At 74.5% G+C, this 18,872-nt stretch carries 19 protein-coding genes; 10 read left to right on the top strand and 9 right to left on the bottom strand.

Features of this window, described 5'->3' with window-relative positions; genetic code table 11:
- Position 1: 1 nt before the first annotated feature.
- A complete protein-coding gene (locus tag ACRYR2_RS21080) occupies positions 2 to 538 on the bottom strand; it encodes a type II toxin-antitoxin system PemK/MazF family toxin (protein ID WP_432564852.1) in 537 nt (178 codons plus the stop codon).
- Positions 538 to 1,911 carry a replication-associated recombination protein A gene (locus ACRYR2_RS21075; protein ID WP_432564851.1) on the bottom strand — a complete coding sequence of 458 codons (1,374 nt, stop codon included), beginning with the start codon at positions 1,909 to 1,911 and terminating at the stop codon, positions 538 to 540. Before ACRYR2_RS21075 ends, ACRYR2_RS21080 begins: the two co-directional genes overlap by 1 nt.
- A 97-nt stretch (positions 1,912 to 2,008) precedes the next feature.
- Between ACRYR2_RS21075 and ACRYR2_RS21070 the strand changes: the two genes are divergently transcribed.
- From ACRYR2_RS21070 to ACRYR2_RS21045, 6 genes are all read left to right on the top strand, one after another.
- The gene (locus tag ACRYR2_RS21070; protein WP_432564850.1) at positions 2,009 to 2,992 is read left to right on the top strand and encodes a 2-hydroxyacid dehydrogenase; all 984 of its coding nucleotides are present in this window, start codon (positions 2,009 to 2,011) and stop codon (positions 2,990 to 2,992) included.
- 99 nt (positions 2,993 to 3,091) lie between these two features.
- On the top strand, positions 3,092 to 3,580 hold the full coding sequence (locus tag ACRYR2_RS21065) for an STAS domain-containing protein (RefSeq protein WP_432564849.1): 489 nt from the start codon (positions 3,092 to 3,094) through the stop codon (positions 3,578 to 3,580).
- 152 nt (positions 3,581 to 3,732) lie between these two features.
- Complete coding sequence (locus tag ACRYR2_RS21060) at positions 3,733 to 4,500, top strand: response regulator transcription factor (protein ID WP_432564848.1); 768 nt, start codon at positions 3,733 to 3,735, stop codon at positions 4,498 to 4,500.
- 38 nt (positions 4,501 to 4,538) lie between these two features.
- The gene (locus ACRYR2_RS21055; RefSeq protein ID WP_432564847.1) at positions 4,539 to 6,062 is read left to right on the top strand and encodes a sensor histidine kinase; all 1,524 of its coding nucleotides are present in this window, start codon (positions 4,539 to 4,541) and stop codon (positions 6,060 to 6,062) included.
- A gap of 92 nt (positions 6,063 to 6,154) precedes the next feature.
- Entirely contained in the window at positions 6,155 to 7,462 is a 1,308-nt protein-coding gene (locus ACRYR2_RS21050) for a bifunctional glycosyltransferase family 2/GtrA family protein (protein ID WP_432564846.1), read from the top strand.
- Entirely contained in the window at positions 7,459 to 9,546 is a 2,088-nt protein-coding gene (locus tag ACRYR2_RS21045) for an ArnT family glycosyltransferase (protein ID WP_432564845.1), read from the top strand. Before ACRYR2_RS21050 ends, ACRYR2_RS21045 begins: the two co-directional genes overlap by 4 nt.
- Before the next feature lie 53 nt (positions 9,547 to 9,599).
- Here ACRYR2_RS21045 and ACRYR2_RS21040 read toward each other — a convergent pair whose 3' ends face one another.
- A complete protein-coding gene (locus ACRYR2_RS21040) occupies positions 9,600 to 10,169 on the bottom strand; it encodes a hypothetical protein (RefSeq protein ID WP_432564844.1) in 570 nt (189 codons plus the stop codon).
- A 168-nt stretch (positions 10,170 to 10,337) separates the two neighbouring features.
- On the opposite strand from ACRYR2_RS21040, the gene ACRYR2_RS21035 reads away from it, so the two are divergent.
- Entirely contained in the window at positions 10,338 to 10,544 is a 207-nt protein-coding gene (locus ACRYR2_RS21035) for a hypothetical protein (RefSeq protein WP_432564843.1), read from the top strand.
- Here the strand turns inward: ACRYR2_RS21035 and ACRYR2_RS21030 are convergent.
- The 5 genes from ACRYR2_RS21030 to ACRYR2_RS21010 all read right to left on the bottom strand — a co-directional run bounded on the left by ACRYR2_RS21030 (position 10,482) and on the right by ACRYR2_RS21010 (position 14,504).
- Positions 10,482 to 11,117, bottom strand: coding sequence for a phosphatase PAP2 family protein (locus tag ACRYR2_RS21030; RefSeq protein WP_432564842.1), 636 nt, complete (start codon positions 11,115 to 11,117; stop codon positions 10,482 to 10,484). The genes ACRYR2_RS21035 and ACRYR2_RS21030 overlap by 63 nt on opposite strands.
- On the bottom strand, positions 11,114 to 12,907 hold the full coding sequence (gene aspS / locus ACRYR2_RS21025; RefSeq protein ID WP_432564841.1) for an aspartate--tRNA ligase: 1,794 nt from the start codon (positions 12,905 to 12,907) through the stop codon (positions 11,114 to 11,116). Before aspS ends, ACRYR2_RS21030 begins: the two co-directional genes overlap by 4 nt.
- Before the next feature lie 103 nt (positions 12,908 to 13,010).
- Positions 13,011 to 13,403, bottom strand: a complete 393-nt coding sequence (locus ACRYR2_RS21020) for a roadblock/LC7 domain-containing protein (RefSeq protein WP_432564840.1) — start codon at positions 13,401 to 13,403, stop codon at positions 13,011 to 13,013.
- Entirely contained in the window at positions 13,400 to 14,008 is a 609-nt protein-coding gene (locus ACRYR2_RS21015; RefSeq protein ID WP_432564839.1) for a GTP-binding protein, read from the bottom strand. Before ACRYR2_RS21015 ends, ACRYR2_RS21020 begins: the two co-directional genes overlap by 4 nt.
- Before the next feature lie 127 nt (positions 14,009 to 14,135).
- On the bottom strand, positions 14,136 to 14,504 hold the full coding sequence (locus ACRYR2_RS21010; RefSeq protein WP_432564838.1) for a hypothetical protein: 369 nt from the start codon (positions 14,502 to 14,504) through the stop codon (positions 14,136 to 14,138).
- Between the two features lie 407 nt (positions 14,505 to 14,911).
- On the opposite strand from ACRYR2_RS21010, the gene ACRYR2_RS21005 reads away from it, so the two are divergent.
- Complete coding sequence (locus ACRYR2_RS21005) at positions 14,912 to 15,583, top strand: hypothetical protein (protein ID WP_432564837.1); 672 nt, start codon at positions 14,912 to 14,914, stop codon at positions 15,581 to 15,583.
- A gap of 40 nt (positions 15,584 to 15,623) precedes the next feature.
- Positions 15,624 to 16,292: a pentapeptide repeat-containing protein gene (locus ACRYR2_RS21000; RefSeq protein ID WP_432564836.1), complete on the top strand. Its 669-nt coding sequence runs from the start codon at positions 15,624 to 15,626 to the stop codon at positions 16,290 to 16,292.
- Here the strand turns inward: ACRYR2_RS21000 and ACRYR2_RS20995 are convergent.
- Entirely contained in the window at positions 16,289 to 16,966 is a 678-nt protein-coding gene (locus tag ACRYR2_RS20995; protein ID WP_432564835.1) for an MBL fold metallo-hydrolase, read from the bottom strand. The genes ACRYR2_RS21000 and ACRYR2_RS20995 overlap by 4 nt on opposite strands.
- A gap of 142 nt (positions 16,967 to 17,108) precedes the next feature.
- Here ACRYR2_RS20995 and ACRYR2_RS20990 point away from each other — a divergent pair, with 142 nt between their 5' ends.
- Positions 17,109 to 18,716: a DUF349 domain-containing protein gene (locus ACRYR2_RS20990; RefSeq protein ID WP_432564834.1), complete on the top strand. Its 1,608-nt coding sequence runs from the start codon at positions 17,109 to 17,111 to the stop codon at positions 18,714 to 18,716.
- The last annotated feature ends 156 nt before the right edge of the window (positions 18,717 to 18,872 follow it).

The raw sequence follows: 18,872 nt of genomic DNA, 5'->3' as shown, positions 1-18,872 counted from the left end.
GTCACCAGCCGAGGACCCGGCGGGCCTCGCGGGCGACCTCCTCGAACCGTTCGCGCCCCAGCACGGCGCCCTCACGGCGCACGTCCTTCGGGGAGACGGTCAGGATCCGGTCCACCCGCACCTCGCTGGGCCGGCCCTGGCGGTCCCATGCGCCCGTGCCCACGTCGACCCAGACCCGGCCGTCGTCCCGCGCCCTGCCGTCCCTGCGCGTGTCGTGGTCCTTGCTGGTCATCATGAAGCCGATCAGCTGGGAGCCGGCGCGGCCCGCGACCAGGACGGGACGGTCCTTGCCGCGGCCGTCGTCCTCCTCGTAGGGAACCCACGCCCAGACGACCTCGCCGGGGTCGGGCCGGCCGTCCTGGCGCGGGGCGTACTCGAGCACGACGCGGCGGCCGGTGAAGTCGCCGGCTCCGCCTCCCCGGCGTGGTCGCGGCCGGGGCCGTGCGGCCTCGGGGGTCGGTGGGACGCGGCGCGGCGCGGCCGTCTGCCGTTCCAGTTCACGCACGACCGTGGACAGCACCCGGCTGAACAGCCCCATCAACGCCCCCTGACGATCTTGCGCAACCGGGCCAGCCGTTCGCGCACGGCGGCCTCGAAACCCCGGTCGGTGGGGACGTAGTAGTCCTTGCCCACCAACGCGTCCGGGGCGTACTGCTGCTCGGCCACCCCGGCCGGGACGTCGTGCGTGTAGACGTACCCCTTGCCGTGGCCCAGCCGTTTCGCGCCGGAGTAGTGCGCGTCGCGCAGGTGCGCGGGCACCGCGCCGCCCAGACCGGCGCGGACGTCGGCGATGGCGGCGTTGATGCCGTTGTAGGCCGCGTTCGACTTCGGCGCCGTGGCGTTGTGCACGACGGCCTGGGCCAGGATGATCCGCGCCTCGGGCATGCCGATCTGGGCGACGGCGTGCATCGCGGCGACGGCCGTCTGCAGCGCCGAGGGGTCGGCCATCCCGACGTCCTCGCTGGCGGCGATGACGATGCGGCGGGCGATGAAGCGGGGGTCCTCGCCCGCCTCGATCATCCGGGCCAGGTAGTGCAGGGCGGCGTCGACGTCGGAGCCGCGCATCGACTTGATGAAGGCGCTGGCGACGTCGTAGTGCTGGTCGCCCTGCCGGTCGTAGCGCACGGCCGCGCGGTCCAGGGCCCGCTCGGCCTCGGCCAGCGTGATGACCGGGTCGTCCGGCGAGGCGTCCAGGGCCGTGCCCGCGGCCGCCTCCAGCGCGGTCAGCGCCCGGCGGGCGTCCCCGTCGGCGACGCGGACCAGGTGCTCGAGGGCGTCGTCGGCGACGCGGACCTCCCCGGCCAGCCCGCGGGGGTCGGCCACGGCCCGCAGCACCAGCCCGCGCACGTCCTCGGCCGTCAGCGGTTGCAGGGTCAGCAGCAGCGAGCGGGACAGCAGCGGGGTGACGACGGAGAAGTTCGGGTTCTCCGTGGTCGCGGCGACCAGCACGACCCAGCGGTTCTCCACCCCCGGCAGCAGGGCGTCCTGCTGGGCCTTGGTGAAGCGGTGGATCTCGTCGAGGAACAGGACCGTCTGCCGCCGGTACAGGTCGCGCTGGTCGCGCGCCTCCTCCATGACCTTGCGGACGTCCTTGACCCCGGCCGTGACGGCGGACAGCTCGGTGAACTTGCGGCCCCCCGAGGCGGCCAGGACGGTGGCCAGCGTGGTCTTGCCGGTGCCGGGCGGTCCCCACAGGATCACCGAGGCGGGGCCGGCGCGGCCCAGGTCGCCGTCGGAGGCCAGTCGCCGCAGCGGTGAGCCGGGGCCGAGCAGGTGCTGCTGGCCGACGACCTCGTCGATCGAGCGCGGTCGCATGCGCACGGCCAGCGGGGCACCCGCCAGCACGGACGGGCGCTGCGCGTCCCCGGGCGCCCCCGCCTCCAGGGGCTCGGTCGAGAAGAGATCGGCCACGTCCGGCACCGTACGTCCTCCCGGCGACACGTCGCTGCGCCCGGAGCACCGGTTCGTACAGTGATCACCGGACGTCTCCCCGATCCGAAGGAGTCTCGTGAAGGTCGTTCTCGCCGACGCCGGCCTGTCCGCCCACCGCGCCGTCCTGGAGGCCGGACTGCCCCCGGGCACCACGACGTCGTGGCACGGGCGGGTCGTCGAGGCCGACCTGGTGGCCGACCTGCCCGACGCCGAGGTCCTGGTGTGCTCGCGCTTCACCCCCGCGATGGCCGCGGCCGCGCCCGGCCTGCGGCTGCTGCAGGCCGCCGGCGCCGGGACCGACGCCTACTCCTGGAACGACGTTCCGGCGGGCACCACGGTGGCGAACGTCTTCGGCCACGGCGGGTCCATCGCCGAGCACGTGGTGGCCACGCTGGTCGCCGTCCGCCGTGAACTGCTCGTGCAGGACCGCGAACTGCGCACCGGCCGCTGGCACTCCCCCGCCCACCTGGACCTGCCGCAGAGGCCCACCCTGCGCGGCGCCGTGGTGACGTTCCTGGGGTTCGGCGAGATCGGGCAGGCGACGTGGAACCTGCTGCGGGCCTTCGGGTGCGCGGGGATCGCCGTCACCCGCAGCGGGTCCGTGGACGCCGCCGCGCACGGCCTGCGCCGCGCGGCCGCCGTGGCCGGGCTGCGCGCGGCGCTGGCCGAGTCCGACGTCCTCGTCGTCAGCATCCCGTTGTCGGCGTCGACGACGGGGTCGGTGGGCGCGGAGGAACTGCGGGCGCTGGGACCGCGGGGGTACCTGGTGAACGTCGCCCGCGGTCCCGTCGTCGCCGAACGTCCCCTGTTCGAGGCGTTGCGCGACGGCACGATCGCCGGGGCTGCCCTCGACGTCTGGTACCGCTACCCGGCCGGCGACGGCCGCGCCCTGCCGTCGGCCGAGGCCTTCGCCTCGCTGCCCAACGTCGTGATGACCCCGCACACCTCGGGGGTGACGTCCGAGACGTTCCGGAACCGGGCGCGGGCGGTCGCCGCGAACATCGCCCGGCTGGCGGCGGGCGAGCCCCTGGAGAACGTCGTGCGGGCAGGGGCCCGCTGAACCGGCACTCCCGCGGTGGCCGGCTGTGGGCCCGGCGCTCGCAGGTGCGGCACAGCTGGTTCCGGCGCGGTTCCCACCGAGGCCACCGACCGTGGAGGCATGACCCAGAGCCACACCCCGGTCCGCATCCACCTCGTGACGCACGTGCCGGTCGGCCCGGGCGCCGAACCGCGCGGCGCCGAACTGCCCGGAGCCGTCGTCCAGCCCCGCCCGCCGCGCGCCCTGGATCGGATCGGGGACGACGTCCGTCCCACCGTCTCCTCCGTCACCACCCGCGCCGACGGTGACCGGGGTGACCGGTTCGAGGTGCTGCTGGCCGGCGACGTCGACCTGGTCCTGGCCGACGAGCTGGACCTCGTCCTGACCCAGGCCGACCGCCACTGCGCCCAGCACCACCGGGCGCGGGTGCACCTGGACGTGCAGGAGGTGACCGCCGTCGACACCAGCGGCCTGAGGTTCGTCGAACGGCTGCGGACGCTGTGCGCCCAGCGCGGTGCCACCTGCACGACCTCGACCGCGAGGCCGGCCGTGAGCCAGGTGCTCGCGCTGGCCAGGCCGGTCGTCGACGGCCAGCTCGCGGCCTCCTGAGCGGCCCGGACCCGGCTCATTCGCCGCGGTTATGGAGGTCTGCGGGTGCACCGGCACCACCAGGACCCCGTTGGTCCGATCCAGTGAGGACGCACAGGTGGATCTCAGGGTTTCCCACGACATCTGGCAGGGACAGGGCCGACGATGGGTTCATGACCGCGATCACCAACCGGCGCTCGGACCTCACCCGGCCCGACGGGACTCCGCTGCGCGTGCTCGTCGTGGACGACGAGTCGACCCTGTCCGAACTGCTGAGCATGACCCTGCGCTACGAGGGCTGGGAGGTGCAGACGGCCGGCAACGGCCTCGACGCGGTCCGCGCCGCCCGCAGCTTCCGTCCCGACGCGGTGATCCTCGACATCATGCTGCCGGACATCGACGGCCTGGAGGTGCTGCGCCGGCTGCGGGCCGACGCGACCGACGTGCCCGTCCTGTTCCTGACCGCCAAGGACGCCGTCGAGGACCGCGTCGCGGGCCTGACCGCCGGCGGTGACGACTACGTCACCAAACCGTTCAGCCTCGAGGAGGTCGTGGCCCGGCTGCGCAGCCTGCTGCGCCGTTCCGGCCTCGCGGCCGCCAAGCAGGAACCGGTCCTGTCCGTCGGCGACCTCGTCCTGGACGAGGACAGCCACGAGGTGACCCGCGCCGGTGAGGAGATCCGCCTGACCGCGACCGAGTTCGAGCTGCTGCGCTACCTCATGCGCAACCCCCGTCGCGTGCTGTCGAAGGCGCAGATCCTCGACCGCGTGTGGAACTACGACTTCGGTGGCCAGGCGAACATCGTCGAGCTGTACATCTCCTACCTGCGCCGCAAGATCGACGCGGGCCGCAACCCGATGATCCACACCGTGCGCGGCGCCGGGTACGTGCTCAAACCGGCCGACGGCATCGCTCCCGTCGCCACCGCCGCCGCCAGCTGACCCGCCCCCGCGCCCGAACTCCCGGAGCTGATCCACCAGTGGCCTCGCCGACGTCGTGGCTGCGCAGCCGCACGCTGCGCAGCCGGCTGGTCCTGACGACCAGCGCGCTGCTGGTGGCCGTCGGCCTGGTCATCGCGATCGTCACGACCGTGGCGTTGTACCTCTCGCTCATGGGGCAGGCCCGCGACCAGCTCGCGCAGACGGTGGAACGCTCCCAGCGCAACGCCGAGGACGCCGACCGCCCCGGGCCGGGCTCCGGCGACCTCCCCACCCCGCCGGACGGGGCCGACTCCACGTGCGTCGACGGGACCGTTCCCGCCTTCGGCGGCCCGGGCCAGGTCGACGGAGCGCTGTACGCGCAGTTCTCGGACGGGGAACTGGTGTCCGGGCAGTCCGGGGTCTTCGACGACGAGAACTCCACGGCCCGGCTGGCGTGCGTGCGGCCGCTGACGACCGCGCAGTCCGGGGAACTGGGCGACGTCACCGACGGGCAGGAACTGCGCGTCGACCTGCCCGGCCTGGGTCAGTACCTCGTCGAGGGCACCGCCCTGTCCGACGGTTCGCTGCAGGTCACCGGAGTTCCGCTGGCCGACGTGAACCACACCCTGCTGACGGTCGTGGGGGTGGAGGCCGCGGTCGTCCTGGTCGGCGTCGCCGCCGCCGGGGTCGCCGGCTCGGTCCTGGTCCGCCGCGACCTGGCTCCGCTGCAACGGGTCGCGAACACCGCGGCCAAGGTGTCCGAACTCGAGCTGGACCGCGGCGCGGTCGACCTGTCGCTGCGCGTTCCCGACGCCGACACCGACGAGGGCACCGAGGTCGGCAAGGTCGGGCTGGCGCTGAACCGCATGCTGGACAACGTCGGGTCGGCGCTGGAGGCGCGGCACACCTCCGAGCAGCGCGTCCGCCACTTCGTCGCCGACGCCAGCCACGAACTGCGCACCCCGCTGGCCGCGATCCGCGGCTACTCCGAACTGACCCGCCGCAGCGGCGACCAGGTTCCGCCGGACGTCGCGCACGCCATGGGCCGGGTGGAGTCCGAGGCCGTGCGGATGACCGGGCTCGTCGAGGACCTGCTGCTGCTGGCCCGGCTGGACTCCGGCCGGCCCCTGGACCGGGAACCCGTCGACCTGACGATGACCGTCCTGGACGCCGTGAGCGACGCGCAGGTCGCCGGCCGCGACCACGTGTGGCGGCTGGACCTGCCCGAGGACGCCGTCGAGGTCGTCGGCGACCCCGGCCGGCTGCACCAGGTGCTGACCAACCTGCTGGCCAACGCCCGCACCCACACCCCGCCGGGGACGACCGTCACCGTCGGGATCGTGCCGGACGGCGAGCGCACCCACGTCGACGTCGTCGACGACGGGCCGGGGATCGCGCCCGACGTGCTTCCCCGCGTCTTCGAGCGGTTCGCCCGCGCCGACTCCTCGCGCTCGCGCGCGGCGGGCAGCACGGGTCTGGGGCTGGCGATCGTGCAGGCCGTGGTGGCCTCGCACGGGGGCACGGTGAGCGTGGACAGCCGCCCGGGCCGCACCGCGTTCCGCGTCACCCTGCCCACGGCCTGAGGTTCGGGCACGTCGTCCGGCGCCGGCCATCTCACAGGACGACCACAGCGGTGGCTCACAGCAACCGGAGGTGACCGGCCGAACGTGGGGGCATGACAGCGACCACCTCTGGTTCCACGGGCACCACCCGGAGCGCGACGCCCAGGCCGCGTCCGGCCGCCGACACGTGGAGTTCCCGCTCGTCCGCCCCGGTCCTGGACGTCGTGGTCCCGGTCTACAACGAGGAGCTCGACCTCGAACCCTGCGTGCGGCGCCTGCACGCGCACGTGGCGACCTTCCCGTTCCGCACGCGCATCACCATCGCCGACAACGCCAGCACCGACACGACCCCGCAGGTGGCGGCGGCGCTGGCCGCCGAACTGCCCGACGTGCGCCACGAACGCCTGGAGGCCAAGGGGCGCGGCCGGGCGCTCAAGCACGTCTGGGGCGCCTCGGACGCGCAGGTCCTGGCCTACATGGACGTGGACCTGTCGACCGACCTCGCCGCCCTGCTGCCGCTGGTCGCGGGGCTGCTGTCCGGCCACTCCGACGTGGCCATCGGCTCGCGGCTGGCCAAGGGGTCGCACGTCGTGCGCGGGGCCAAGCGCGAGTTCATCTCCCGCTGCTACAACCTCATCCTGCACGGCACCCTGCGGGTGGGGTTCACCGACGCCCAGTGCGGTTTCAAGGCCATCCGCGCCGACGTCGCGGCGCAGATCCTGCCGCTGGTCGAGGACACCGGCTGGTTCTTCGACACCGAGGTGCTCGTGCTGGCCGAACGCTCCGGCCTGCGCATCCAGGAGATCCCCGTCGACTGGGTGGACGACCCGGACAGCCGCGTCGACATCGTCGCCACCGCGCTGGCCGACCTGCGCGGCATCCGCCGGCTGGCCGGGGCGATCGCCACCGGGAAGCTGCCGCTGAAGCAGATCCGCGCGAGCCTGGGCCGCGGGCCGCAGCCCAGCCAGGTCGCCGGCGTGCCCACGTCGCTGGCCGGCCAGCTCACCCGGTTCGTCGGGGTCGGCATCACCAGCACGCTCGCCTACGCCGTGCTGTACCTGCTGTTCCAGGAGCTGACGAGCGCGCAGCTCGCGAACTTCCTGGCGCTGCTGGTCACCGCCGTCGGGAACACCGCGCTGAACCGCCGGCTGACGTTCGGCGTGCGGGGCCCGGAAGGGGCCGCGCGGCACCAGGCGCAGGGGTTCTTCGTCTTCCTGCTCGGCTGGGGCATCACCTCCGGCAGCCTGTGGGCGCTGCACACCGCGAACCCCGCCGCGCACCAGGGCGTCGAACTGGCCGTGCTGACGGTGGCGAACCTGGCCGCCACGGTCGTGCGGTTCCTGCTGCTGCGGACGTGGGTGTTCGCCAGCCGACGCCACCACCAGCCCGGCGCGGAACCGGCCGCCGTGGAGCAGGCGTGAGCACCACCTCCGACGCACCGTCCGGCAGCTGGTCCCGGACGGCCGACGTCCCCGGGCCCGGCCGGATCCGCCGCCTGACCCGCGCCGCGTGGCGCGGCAACGCCACCGACCCCCGCTGGGTGCGCCCTGCGCTGGGCGCGCTGCTGGTCGCCACCGCGCTGCTGTACCTGGTCGGCCTGTCGGGGTCGGGGTGGGCGAACCCGTTCTACTCCGCCGCCGCGCAGGCGGGCTCGCAGTCGTGGGAGGCGTGGTTCTTCGGGTCCTCCGACGCCTCCAACGCCATCACGGTCGACAAACCCCCGGCGGCGCTGTGGATCACCGGGCTGTCGGTCCGGCTCTTCGGGTTGTCGTCGTGGTCGATCCTCGTGCCGCAGGCCCTGATCGGGGTCGTCGCCGTCGCGCTGCTGTACGCGACCGTCCGCCGCCACAGCACCCCCGCGGCCGGGCTGGTCGCCGGGTTCCTGCTCGCCACGACGCCCGTGGCGACGCTGATGTTCCGGTTCAACAACCCCGACGCCCTGCTGGTGCTGCTGATGGTCGCGGCGACCTGGGGTGTCCTGAAGGCCGTCGAGGTCGGCCGTGCCCGGTTCCTGTACTGGGCCGGGGTGTTCATCGGCCTGGGCTTCCTCACCAAGCAGCTGCAGGTGCTCCTCGTCCTGCCCGGGCTGGCGCTGGCCTACCTGTGGGCGGCGCCGCACGGGCTGGGCCGGCGGATCCGGCACCTGCTGCTGGCCGGGGCGACGGTGGTCGTGGCCGGCGGCTGGTGGGTCGCGGTCGTCGAACTGGTCCCGGAGTCCTGGCGGCCCTACGTCGGCGGCTCGCAGGACAACTCCTTCCTGGAGCTGACGTTCGGCTACAACGGCCTCGGCCGGCTGACCGGCGAGGAGACCGGCAGCGTCGGCTCCTCGGGCGGCTGGGGCGAGACCGGCGTCGGCCGGATGTTCAACTCCGAGTTCGGCGGGAACATCTCCTGGCTGCTGCCGGCGGCCGGGTTGCTGGCCGTCGCCGGGTTCGCGCTGACCCGCCGGGCGGCGCGCACCGACGTCCGCCGCGCCGCCTACCTGGCCTGGACCGGCTGGGGCCTGGTGACGTTCGTCGCCTTCAGCTTCATGTCCGGGATCATCCACCCGTACTACGCCGTGGCCCTGGCGCCCGCGGTCGCCGCCCTCGTGGCGACGGGAACGGTCGACCTGTGGCGGCGGCGCGCCAGCCGGTACGCCCTGCCGGTGCTGGCCGTCGTCGTCGCCGTGAGCACGGGCTGGGCGTTCGTCCTGCTGGGCCGCAGCGAGGACTTCCTGCCGTGGCTGCGCTGGGTCGTGCTGGCCGCCGGGATCGGGGGCACCGCGGGCCTGGCGGCGGCCGGGTTCGTGCGCGGTCGGCTGCGGCGCCCGCTGCAGCGGGCCGGGGCGCTGGCCGCCGCGCTCGCGGTGCTGGCCGGTCCGGTGTCGTACTCGCTGCAGACGGCCTCGACCGCGCACACCGGGGCCATCGTCTCGGCCGGCCCGAGCGTCTCGTCCGGTTCCGCCACGGGCGGCGGCCGACCCGGGACCGGAGGGGGCGGACAGCCCGGCGGGCAGTTCGGCGGGCAGTTCGGCGGGCAGTTCACGGGCCAGGTGCCCGGCGGGCAGGCACCCCCGACCGGCCAGGCACCCCCGGGCACCTTCCGCGGCTTCGGCGGTGGCGGGGCGGGCGGCGGGGCGGGCGGCGGGGCGGGCGGCGGTGCCGGCGGTCTGCTGAACGCGTCCACCCCCGGTTCCCAACTCACCGCGCTGCTGCTGGCCGGCGCCGACGACTACACCTGGGTCGCGGCCACGACCGGGTCGAACAACGCCGCCGGCTACCAGCTGGCGACGCAGGAACCCGTCATGGCCATCGGCGGTTTCAACGGCACCGACCCCGCCCCGACGCTGGCGCAGTTCCAGCAGTACGTGGCGGACGGCGAGGTCCACTACTACGTCGAGAGCTCCTCGATGGCCTCGACGAGCACGGGCGGCAGTGACGCGGCGAACGAGATCGCCGCGTGGGTGGCGGCGAACTACACCGCCACCGAGGTCGACGGCGTCACGGTCTACGACCTGAGCTGAGCCCGGGAACGGGGAGGGCCGGAACCGCGAGGGGTTCCGGCCCTCCCCCGTTCTCAGGCGCGGGCGTCGAGGAGGAAACCCTCACCGACGGTCTCGGCCGCCGCGGCGCGGGTGATCCCCCTGTCCTGCAGCATCTGCAGCAGGTCCGAGCCGCCCTGCAGCTCGGCGATCAACCCGTCCGGGTCGGTGTCCAGCAGGTCCGACAGCTGGTCCACGACGCTCTGCTGGCGGTCGGTGACCGAGCCGGTGGTGATCCCCGTCCGCGAACCCACCGAGCCGCCCAGCCCCTGGCCCGTGGGCGCGGCGGGCGCCTGCGGTCCGCCGGCCTGGGCGGCCATCCGCTCCAGGACCTGCGTGGGGTCCACACCAGCCGGTGCGTCGGCCGGCATGCCGGCCTCGAGCGCGGCGATGAGGTCGTCGTGCGAGACGCCCCTCTCCTCGGCGATGTCGTCCAGGCTCACGCCCGAGGCCAGCTCGGCCCGCAGGTCCTCGACGCTGGAGCCGAGCAGCGAGCTCACCGACGCCAGCGGGCCACCCTGCGCCTCACGCGGCGGCGGGGTCGGGCGGGACTGCTGGGCCTGCCACGGCGCGGAGGCGCCGGTGGTCGCGGAGATCGAGGTCATGGGGAACCCTCCCGGTTCAGGATCGGACTGACTCCCCACCGATCGGGAGGTGCGCCCCGCGTCCTCAGCGACCTGGGCGAACCCTGGGGTCGGTCACAGCGACTCACAGGAAGCCGCCGCACAGGAACTGCTCACCCGGCGAACAGCCGCGGGTCCCACGATGGAGCCATGAGCCGAATCCACCACCGCCTCCTCGCCGCCGGCCTCATCGCGGGCCTGTCGACGGTCACCCTCGCCGGGACGGCGCAGGCCACCACGGTCGAGTCGGGATCGCGCGACACCGTGCAGGTCGCCACCGTCTCCCCCACCGCGCTACCCGCCTCCCTCGAGGCGGGCAGCACCCGGCGCACCTCGCAGGTGACGATCACGCTCTGACCACCACACGGCCGTGCCCACCAGGGCTGCGGCGAGCAGCCACCCGCCGAGCACGTCGGTGGGCCAGTGCGCGCCCAGCCAGACCCGGTCGACCGCCACGACGGCGAGTTCGACCGCCCCGAGCGCAGCCACCGCCCCGCGCCGGGAGGGCGGGGCGAGCAGCAGCACGAACGTCAGCACCACGGTCGTGGAGGCCAGCACGTGCCCGGAGGGGAACGACCCGCCGTGCGCCGTCGTCAGCCCCGCCTCCAGCGCCGGGCGGCCGCGGTCGGTCAGCGCCTTGACCGCCGGCGAGGCCACCGCGGCGACGGCTCCGGCGGCCAGCGCCGCCACCGCGGGACGCCGGCGGCCGCCGCGGTAGGTGACGACGACGCCGGCCAGGCCCACCAGGTAGACCCACACCGGCTGGGTGACGGCCTCGACGACCTGCGCCAAACGGGTCACCCCGGGACTGGCCTGGGCTGCGGCCACCGCGGGCGCCGACAGCGCGTCCAGCCCGGCCGTCGCCCCCGCCGTCACGGCGACGGTGAGGGCGACGAACCCGAGCGCGCAGACCAGGGCGAGCCGGATCACCCCTGCTCGGCGGCCTTCTTCTCGGGCTTGTCCTCCGGCTTGGCGTCGACGCCCGCCTCCTTGCGCTGCTGCGCCGTGATGGGCGCGGGCGCCGCCGTCAGCGGGTCGTACCCACCGCCGGACTTGGGGAAGGCGATGACCTCGCGGATGGAGTCCGCACCCGCCAGCAGCGCCACGATGCGGTCCCAGCCGAAGGCGATCCCGCCGTGCGGCGGGGCGCCGAAGGAGAACGCGTCGAGCAGGAACCCGAACTTCTCCCGCGCGTCGGCCTCGGAGATGCCCATGACCGCGAACACGCGCTCCTGGACGTCGCGACGGTGGATGCGGATGGAGCCGCCACCGATCTCGTTGCCGTTGCAGACGATGTCGTAGGCGTTGGTCAGCGCCGCACCGGGGTCGGTGTCGAACGTGTCGAGGTGCTCGGGCTTGGGCGCGGTGAACGCGTGGTGCACCGCGTTCCAGGCGCCGCCGCCGATCGACACGTCGTCGTCCTCGGCCGCGGACTTGAACATCGGCGCGTCGACCACCCACAGGAACGACCACGCGTCCTCGTCGATCGCCCCGGTCCGCCTGGCGATCTCACCGCGGGCCGCGCCCAGCAGCGCGCGGGAGGGGTTCACCGCGCCGGCGGCGAAGAAGATGCAGTCGCCCGGGTTCGCCCCGACGTGCGCGGCGATGCCGGCCTTCTCCGTGTCCGAGAGGTTCTTGGCGACCGGACCGGACAGTTCCCCGTCCTCGCCGACGAGGATGTAGGCCAGCCCGCGAGCGCCGCGCTGCTTGGCCCACTCCTGCCAGGCGTCGAGGGTCTTGCGCGGCTGGGAGGCCCCGCCGGGCATGACGACGGCACCGACGTAGGGCGCCTGGAACACCCGGAACGTGGTGTCGGCGAAGAACTCGGCGCACTCGACGAGTTCGATGCCGAACCGCAGGTCGGGCTTGTCGCTGCCGTAGCGGCGCATGGCCTCCTCGAAGGTCATGCGCGGCAACGGGAGCTGCACGTCGTGGCCGATGAGCTTCCACAGCGAGGCGACGATCTGCTCGGCCAGGGCGATGACGTCGTCCTGCTCGACGAAGCTCATCTCGATGTCGAGCTGGGTGAACTCCGGCTGCCGGTCGGCGCGGAAGTCCTCGTCGCGGTAGCAGCGGGCGATCTGGTAGTAGCGCTCCATGCCGGCGACCATGAGCAGCTGCTTGAACAGCTGCGGGCTCTGCGGCAGGGCGTACCAGGAACCCGGGGCCAGGCGGGCGGGGACGAGGAAGTCCCGGGCCCCTTCGGGCGTGGACCGGGTCAGCGTCGGGGTCTCGATCTCGGTGAAGGCGTGCGCCTCGAGCACCTCGCGGGCGGCCTTGTTGGCGGCCGAGCGCAGTTTCAGCGCGTTGGCCGGGCCGGTCCGGCGCAGGTCCAGGTAGCGGTGCTTCAGCCGCGCCTCCTCGCCGACGTTGAGGTTGTCGTCGATCTGGAACGGCAGCGGGGCGGCCTCGGACAGGACCTCCAGGGCGGTGGTGTCGACCTCGACGGCGCCGGTGGCGATGTTGGGGTTCTCGTTGCCCTCCGGGCGCAGCCGGACGTCGCCGGTGATCCGGATGCAGTACTCGTTGCGCAGGTCGTGGGCGCCGCCGGCGTCGAGGATCTCGTCGCGGGCGACGACCTGCACGACGCCCGAGGCGTCGCGCAGGTCCAGGAACGCCACGCCCCCGTGATCGCGACGACGAGCCACCCACCCGGTGAGCGTCACGGTCTGTCCGGCGTGACCGGCGCGCAGGCTGCCGGCCTCGTGGGTGCGGAGCACGGGGAGTCCCTTCGATCGTCAGTGCGCTGTGGTGCGCAGCGACGATCCTATGTCGGGACCCCCACGAGCCCGGCGGGCACCGAGCCGCCCGCCGCGTCGGTGCTCAGGCCCGCAGCCGCACGGGTGCGGCGCCGGCCTCGGCGCCGGCGAGCTCGGCGACCAGGCGCAGCGCCAGGCGGTCCAGCAGGACCAGGTTGACCGAGGGGTCGGTGACGACGGCCAGCACGTGGGTGCTGTCGATGGCGTAGACGACCAGGCAGCCGTCGGTGCCCTTGACGGTGGTGAGCTGGAACTGGCCCAGGGCGCCCGCCGCGGCCGCGCGCTGGGCGATGCCCAGCACGGTGGAGACGATGGCGGCCGCGGACTCGTGGTCGCGCTCGGGGCCGTCGTCGGCGAAGGCCAGGCCGTCGGTGCGGGCGATGAGGACGCGGCGCACGCCCGGGATGTCGCGGCGCAGGGCGCCGGTGACGCGGGTGGCGTGGTACTTGACGATCATGCGTGCACTCCGTCGGTCTGGGCCCCGGCGTGGGGCTGGCGGCGGCTCTCGAGGGTGTGGACTCCGTCGAGCAGCAGACGCAGGACGGCGGTGCACTGGCCGAGGTCGCGCGGGTCGCAGGCGACGAGGGCCGAGGGCGAGGTGCCCAGCAGCTGGGCGAGGTGTCCGCGGGTGCCGGCCGGGTCGGCCCACCGGCTGACCGCGACCAGGCGCGGGGAGGCGGGCGCGATGCGGGCGAAGGCGCCGACGACGACGGCGGCCTGGGCGATGCTGACCGAGCGGCTGGCGTCGACGAGCACGAGGTAGCCGTGCATGTTCTGCGCCAGCAGTTCCCACATGAAGGCGAAGCGTTCCTGGCCGGGGGTGCCGAACAGGTTGACCCGGGTGTCGGTCCAGGCCGAGGAGGCGACGGCGGGCACGGTGAAGCTGGTGTGGTCCAGGGCGACCGTCGTGGACGTCTTCAGCGCGGCGGTCTCGTCGCTGACGCCGGTCTCGGTGGTGACCAGCGTTCCCCCGCCCAGGCCCTCGGTGACGGTGGTGGCGAACGTCGTCTTGCCCGCGCCGAAGGGGCCGGTCACGACGATCTTGCGGGCGGCGCTGGTCACGGGGCTCCTCGGCGGGACGGGTCGTGGGGTCTGATCGCACGTCGGCGGCCGGGCGGGCGCGGCTGCGCGCCCGGCCGACCGCCGACGTGGGGTGGTGCGGGTGCCTGCCGGCACCGGGGTGCGATCGTCAGATCTGCAGGTCGCGCTCGAGGATCGTCAGCTGGCGACGGGCCATGGCGAGGTTGGAGGAGTCCTTCTTCAGCACCAGGTACAGGAACAGGCCCTGGCCGGACTGCGACTGGATCAGGCGGATCAGGTGGATCTGGGTGCCGAGGGTGATGAGGATGTCCTCGATGTTCTCGTTCAGGCCCAGACGCTGCATCGTGCGCAGCTTGGCGCGGACGACGTCGGTGTTGCCGGCGGCGGCGACGTCGAGGTCGATGGCTCCGCCACCGGCCTGGCCGAGGGACATGCCCGACTCGTAGTCGACGAGGGCCGCGGCGCTGGCGCCGTCGATCTCGAGGCAGGCCTTGAGGGTGGCGTCGACGTTGGTCACGTCTTGTCCTTCCGTTCGTGGGAGCTACTGGGACCGCGGACCGCGGCCGTTCCGCGTTCCGTCGCTGTCCCCTTGTAGTTCGGCGCGAGATCGCCGGGACTGTAAGGATCCGGGCGTGCTCAACGGGTGAACGTTCGTGCGCCGACCGGGTGAAAGCTCCTGCCGCGCAGGGCTTCTAGAAGAAACACCGCGGAGGGACGGGGCCGTGCCGCAGCGCCCGCGCGGCGACGACCTCGCCGAGGACCTGACCGTCGGTCCGGCGGTCGATCCGGCCGTCGATCCGGCGGTCGGGACCGGGCCCACCTCCCGGACTTGTCCCCCGTCGTGGCGGGCGGTTGACTCTCCCCAGTGCTGGGGGACGCGGAACCACCGTGGATCCGCGGCGTGCGGGCAGGAAGGACGACGGCGTGCCGGACGCGCTCGACCGCGAACACCAGCTCTGGCAGCGGGCGTACCGCATCCGCACGGCTCTGGAGGGCCTGTGGGGCGATGAGCTGCCGGGCACGTCCGACCCCGTGCTGACCGTGCTCGTGGACGCCGTGGCCGTGGACGACCAGCACGGCGCCGACGACCGGCTGGTGGTGCAGGGCGACGACCTGACCTACGAGACCCTGGCGCGCGTGCTGGCCGACGTCCGCGACCCCGCGACGTTGCGGCTGCTGCCGCCCGCCCTGCGGGCCCGGCTCCGTCCGGCGGTGCCCACCGCCGGACGGCCGGTCGACCCGCGGGTCGCCGGTGAGGCCGCCCTGCCCAGCGAGGCGACCGGGGCCTGGGAGTACGAGGCGGCCGACGACGTCGTCGCCTGGGACGCCCGCACCGGCGCCCTGTGCGGTCTGGGTCAGCGGCCCGGTGTCGCGCCGCTGCCCGAGTGGTTGCAGCGCAGCGTGCACGACGGGGACCGGTGGCTGGTCGCCGGCGCCCTGCGGTCCTCGGCCGCGACCGGCCGGCCCTACGAGGCGCGGTTCCGCACCGCCGCACCCTGTCAGGGGGTCGTCGTGGCCCGCGGGCGCGTGCTGGCCGGACCCGGCGGGGGCGTGCGCGTCCTCGGGTTCGCCGCCGAGGACGTCGGCGCGAACTGACCCGGTCCCAGGACCGGCGACGTGTGCCAGGGTGCGGCAGGTGCCGAAGAAGCCCGCCGGCCGGCCCGCCCCGGTCGCACCCGACCTGCCCACCGACGAGGACGACCTGCAGCGCAGCCCGGCACCACCCGCGGCGGGCGGCGCCCACGACGGTGAGCTGTTCGGGGACGACCTGGACCTGAGCGGCGTGGACGCCCGCGACGCCCGGTTCCTGGGCTGCGTGCTGCGCCCGGGCCGTGCCGACGGCCTGGACCTGACCGGCGCACGGATCGTCGACTCCCGGCTGGCCACCCTGGCCGCGACGCAGACGCGCTGGCGCAGCAGCACCTGGCGCGACACCGAGCTGCGCGAGTGCCGGGTGGGGGCCCTGGACCTGTCCTCGGCGTCCTGGACGCGCGTCGCGGTGCGCGGCGGCCGGTTCGACTTCGTCGACCTGCGCGGCGCCGAGCTCACCGACGTCACCTTCGAGGACGTGGACCTGCGTGACGTCGACGCCGCCGGCGCCCGGCTGACGCGGGTGCAGTTCACCGGCTGCCGGCTCGGGCACCTCGACGTGCACACGGCGACCCTGTCCGCGGTGGACCTGTCCGGCAGCGAGCTCGAGGGCGTCTCGGGCGTCGGCGACCTGCGCGGGGCCGTCGTCAGCCAGGTGCAGCTGACACGGCTGGCGCCGCTGTTCGCCGCGCACCTCGGCGTGCGGGTCCGCTAACGCTGCAGCTGCAGCAGGAAGGGGTTGGTCGCCCGTTCCCGCCCGATCGTCGTGGCCGGCCCGTGACCGGGCAGCACCTGCGTGTCGTCGGCCAGCGGCAGCACGCGGGTGCGCAGGCTGCGCACCATCGCGTCGTGGTCGCCGCCGGGCAGGTCGGTGCGGCCGATCGACCCGGCGAACAGGACGTCGCCGGACAGCAGCACGTCCGGTCCGGTGGGCTGGGCCAGCGAGAACAGGACCGATCCCTCGGTGTGGCCCGGGGCGTGCGAGACCTCGAAGGTCAGGGCGCCGAGGTCGATCCGGGCACCGTCGGTGACCGTCACGACGTCGTCAGGATCGCGCCACGTGACCGGTCCGGTGGTCGTCTCCAGGGCCGCGCGCAGCGGCGCCCCGAGGTCGGCCAGCGGATCGCGCAACCGGTAGGCGTCGTCGGCGTGGATGGTGGCGGCGACGCCGTGCGCCCCGCACACGGGCGTGACGGAGTACGTGTGGTCCAGGTGGCCGTGCGTCAGCAGCACCGCAACGGGTTTGAGCCGGTGCCGCGCCAGCAGCCCGGCCAGTCCGTCCGCGACGTCGACGCCGGGGTCGACGACCACGCACTCGGCCCCCGCCTGCGGGGCCACGACGTAGCAGTTGGTCCCGAAGACGGCCGCTTCGACCGTGTCGATGAGCACGCTCGGCACTGTAGTGATCGTCCGTGGTCGTCACCGGTCGTCAGCGGCCGTCGCGCCGACGACCGGTCGAGCCGTCACGCGCAGCAACGCCCGACCGGCTCGCCGTGACTGACTGCTCCGTCCGGGAGCCTGGGGACCTAGGATGAGGCAGGTGACCGAGCAGCCTCAGGAGCCGGCGTCCACCACGGACGTTACGGACACCCCCGACACCCCGACCGAGAACGTCCAGGACGCGGCGCAGGAGACCGTGCAGGACGCCGCGCAGCAGCCGGCCCAGGCCGCCGCCGCGGACGAAGCGTCCGCCTCGGGCGAGGCCGCGCCGGCGGCCGAGGCACCCGCCGAGACACCTGCCGAGACAGCTGCCGAGACGTCGCCGGCTCCCCGGCCGGCTCCCCGGCCCACGCCCGGTCCTGCGGTGACCCCCACCCCGCGCCCGAGCGCGGCGCCCGAACCGGCCGGCGCGAGCGTTCCCGAGGTCGGTCACCTCACGAGCGTGGACCGCGAGGCGGCGGCCGCGTTCGGCCGCGTCGACGAGAACGGCACCGTCTGGGTCCGCCGCGCCGACGGTGAGCACGAGGTCGGCGCCTACCCCGACGCCACGCCCGAGGAGGCCATCGCCTACTTCGTGCGCAAGTACGAGGAGGTCGTCGCCCAGGTCGACCTGTTCGAGCAGCGGCTGCGCAGCACCGAGCTCGCCGGCAAGGACATCGTCGCGGGCGTCAGCGCCCTGCGCACCGCGCTGAGCGAGACGCGCGCCGTCGGTGACCTCGACGCCCTGGCCCACCGCGTCGAGGCCCTGGCCACCGTCGCCGACGAGGCCCGCGCCGCCGCCGACCGGGCCCGCGCCGCGCACCGCGAGGAGCTGCGCACCGCCCGCGTCGCGATCGTCGAGGAGGCCGAGACGATCGCCGCCCAGGACCCCGAGAAGGTCCAGTGGCGCTCCTCCGGCGAACGGCTGCGCACACTCTTCGAGGAGTGGAAGGCCGCCCAGCGCGAGGGCCGGCTCGACAAGCGCAGCGAGGACGAGCTGTGGAAGCGGTTCAGCCACGCGCGCAGCGCCTTCGACAAGATGCGCCGGCACCACTTCGCCGCCCTCGGTGAGCAGCGCAACACCATCCGCTCCGAGAAGGAGAAGCTCGTCGCCGAGGCCGAGGCGCTGTCGACCTCGACCGACTGGCGCGGCACCACCAACGCCTACCGCGCCCTCATGGATCGCTGGAAGGCCGCCGGTCGCCTCGGGCGCAAGGACGACGACCTCCTGTGGGAGCGCTTCCGCGCCGCCCAGGACGTGTTCTTCGCCGCGCGCACGTCGGCCAACGACGCCGTGGACGAGGAGTTCCGCGACAACCTCAAGATCAAGGAGCAGCTCCTGCTCGAGGCCGAGGCGCTGCTGCCGATCAAGGACCTGAACGCCACGAAGAAGGCGCTGAACTCCATCCAGGACCGCTGGGAAGCCGCGGGCAAGGTGCCGCGCGCCGACCTCGGCCGGGTCGAGGGCCGGCTGCGGGCCGTCGAGACCGCCGTCCGGGACGCCGAGCAGGCCCGCTGGTCGCGCACCAACCCCGAGACGCAGTCGCGGGCGGGTGGGCTGGCCAGCCAGCTGGAGAACGCCATCCGCGACCTCGAGGCCGACGTGGAGAAGGCCCGCGCCACCGGTGACGCCCGCAAGCTCGCCCGGGCCGAGGAGGCCCTGCGCGCCCGCCGCGCCTGGCTGGACGCCGCACAGGCCACGCTGCGCGACGCGCGCTGACCTCCGGCGCTGAGCGCCGGCTCCACCGCCGTGGGGGGGGGGGGGGGGGGGGGGGGGGGGGGGGGGGGGGGGGGGGGGGGGGGGGGGGGGGGGGGGGGGGGGGGGGGGGGGGGGGGGGGGGGGGGGGGGGGGGGGGGGGGGGGGGGGGGGGGGGGG

The sequence above is a fragment of the Kineococcus deserti genome (assembly GCF_050871945.1).
Classification (GTDB): Bacteria; Actinomycetota; Actinomycetes; order Actinomycetales; family Kineococcaceae; genus Kineococcus.
The sequence above is the reverse complement of the archived record's forward strand: the minus strand, read 5'-3'. Positions and strand labels throughout refer to the sequence as shown.

What these genes read in the sequence shown, in the direction of transcription:
- ACRYR2_RS21060 (WP_432564848.1), top strand. Translation starts at nt 3,733, where the DNA reads ATGACCGCGATCACCAACCGGCGCTCGGACCTCACCCGGCCCGACGGG.
- ACRYR2_RS21065 (WP_432564849.1), top strand. Translation starts at nt 3,092, where the DNA reads ATGACCCAGAGCCACACCCCGGTCCGCATCCACCTCGTGACGCACGTG.
- ACRYR2_RS21040 (WP_432564844.1), bottom strand. Translation starts at nt 10,169, where the DNA reads ATGACCTCGATCTCCGCGACCACCGGCGCCTCCGCGCCGTGGCAGGCC.
- ACRYR2_RS21020 (WP_432564840.1), bottom strand. Translation starts at nt 13,403, where the DNA reads ATGATCGTCAAGTACCACGCCACCCGCGTCACCGGCGCCCTGCGCCGC.
- ACRYR2_RS20990 (WP_432564834.1), top strand. Translation starts at nt 17,109, where the DNA reads ATGAGGCAGGTGACCGAGCAGCCTCAGGAGCCGGCGTCCACCACGGAC.
- ACRYR2_RS21050 (WP_432564846.1), top strand. Translation starts at nt 6,155, where the DNA reads ATGACAGCGACCACCTCTGGTTCCACGGGCACCACCCGGAGCGCGACG.
- ACRYR2_RS21035 (WP_432564843.1), top strand. Translation starts at nt 10,338, where the DNA reads ATGAGCCGAATCCACCACCGCCTCCTCGCCGCCGGCCTCATCGCGGGC.
- ACRYR2_RS21080 (WP_432564852.1), bottom strand. Translation starts at nt 538, where the DNA reads ATGGGGCTGTTCAGCCGGGTGCTGTCCACGGTCGTGCGTGAACTGGAA.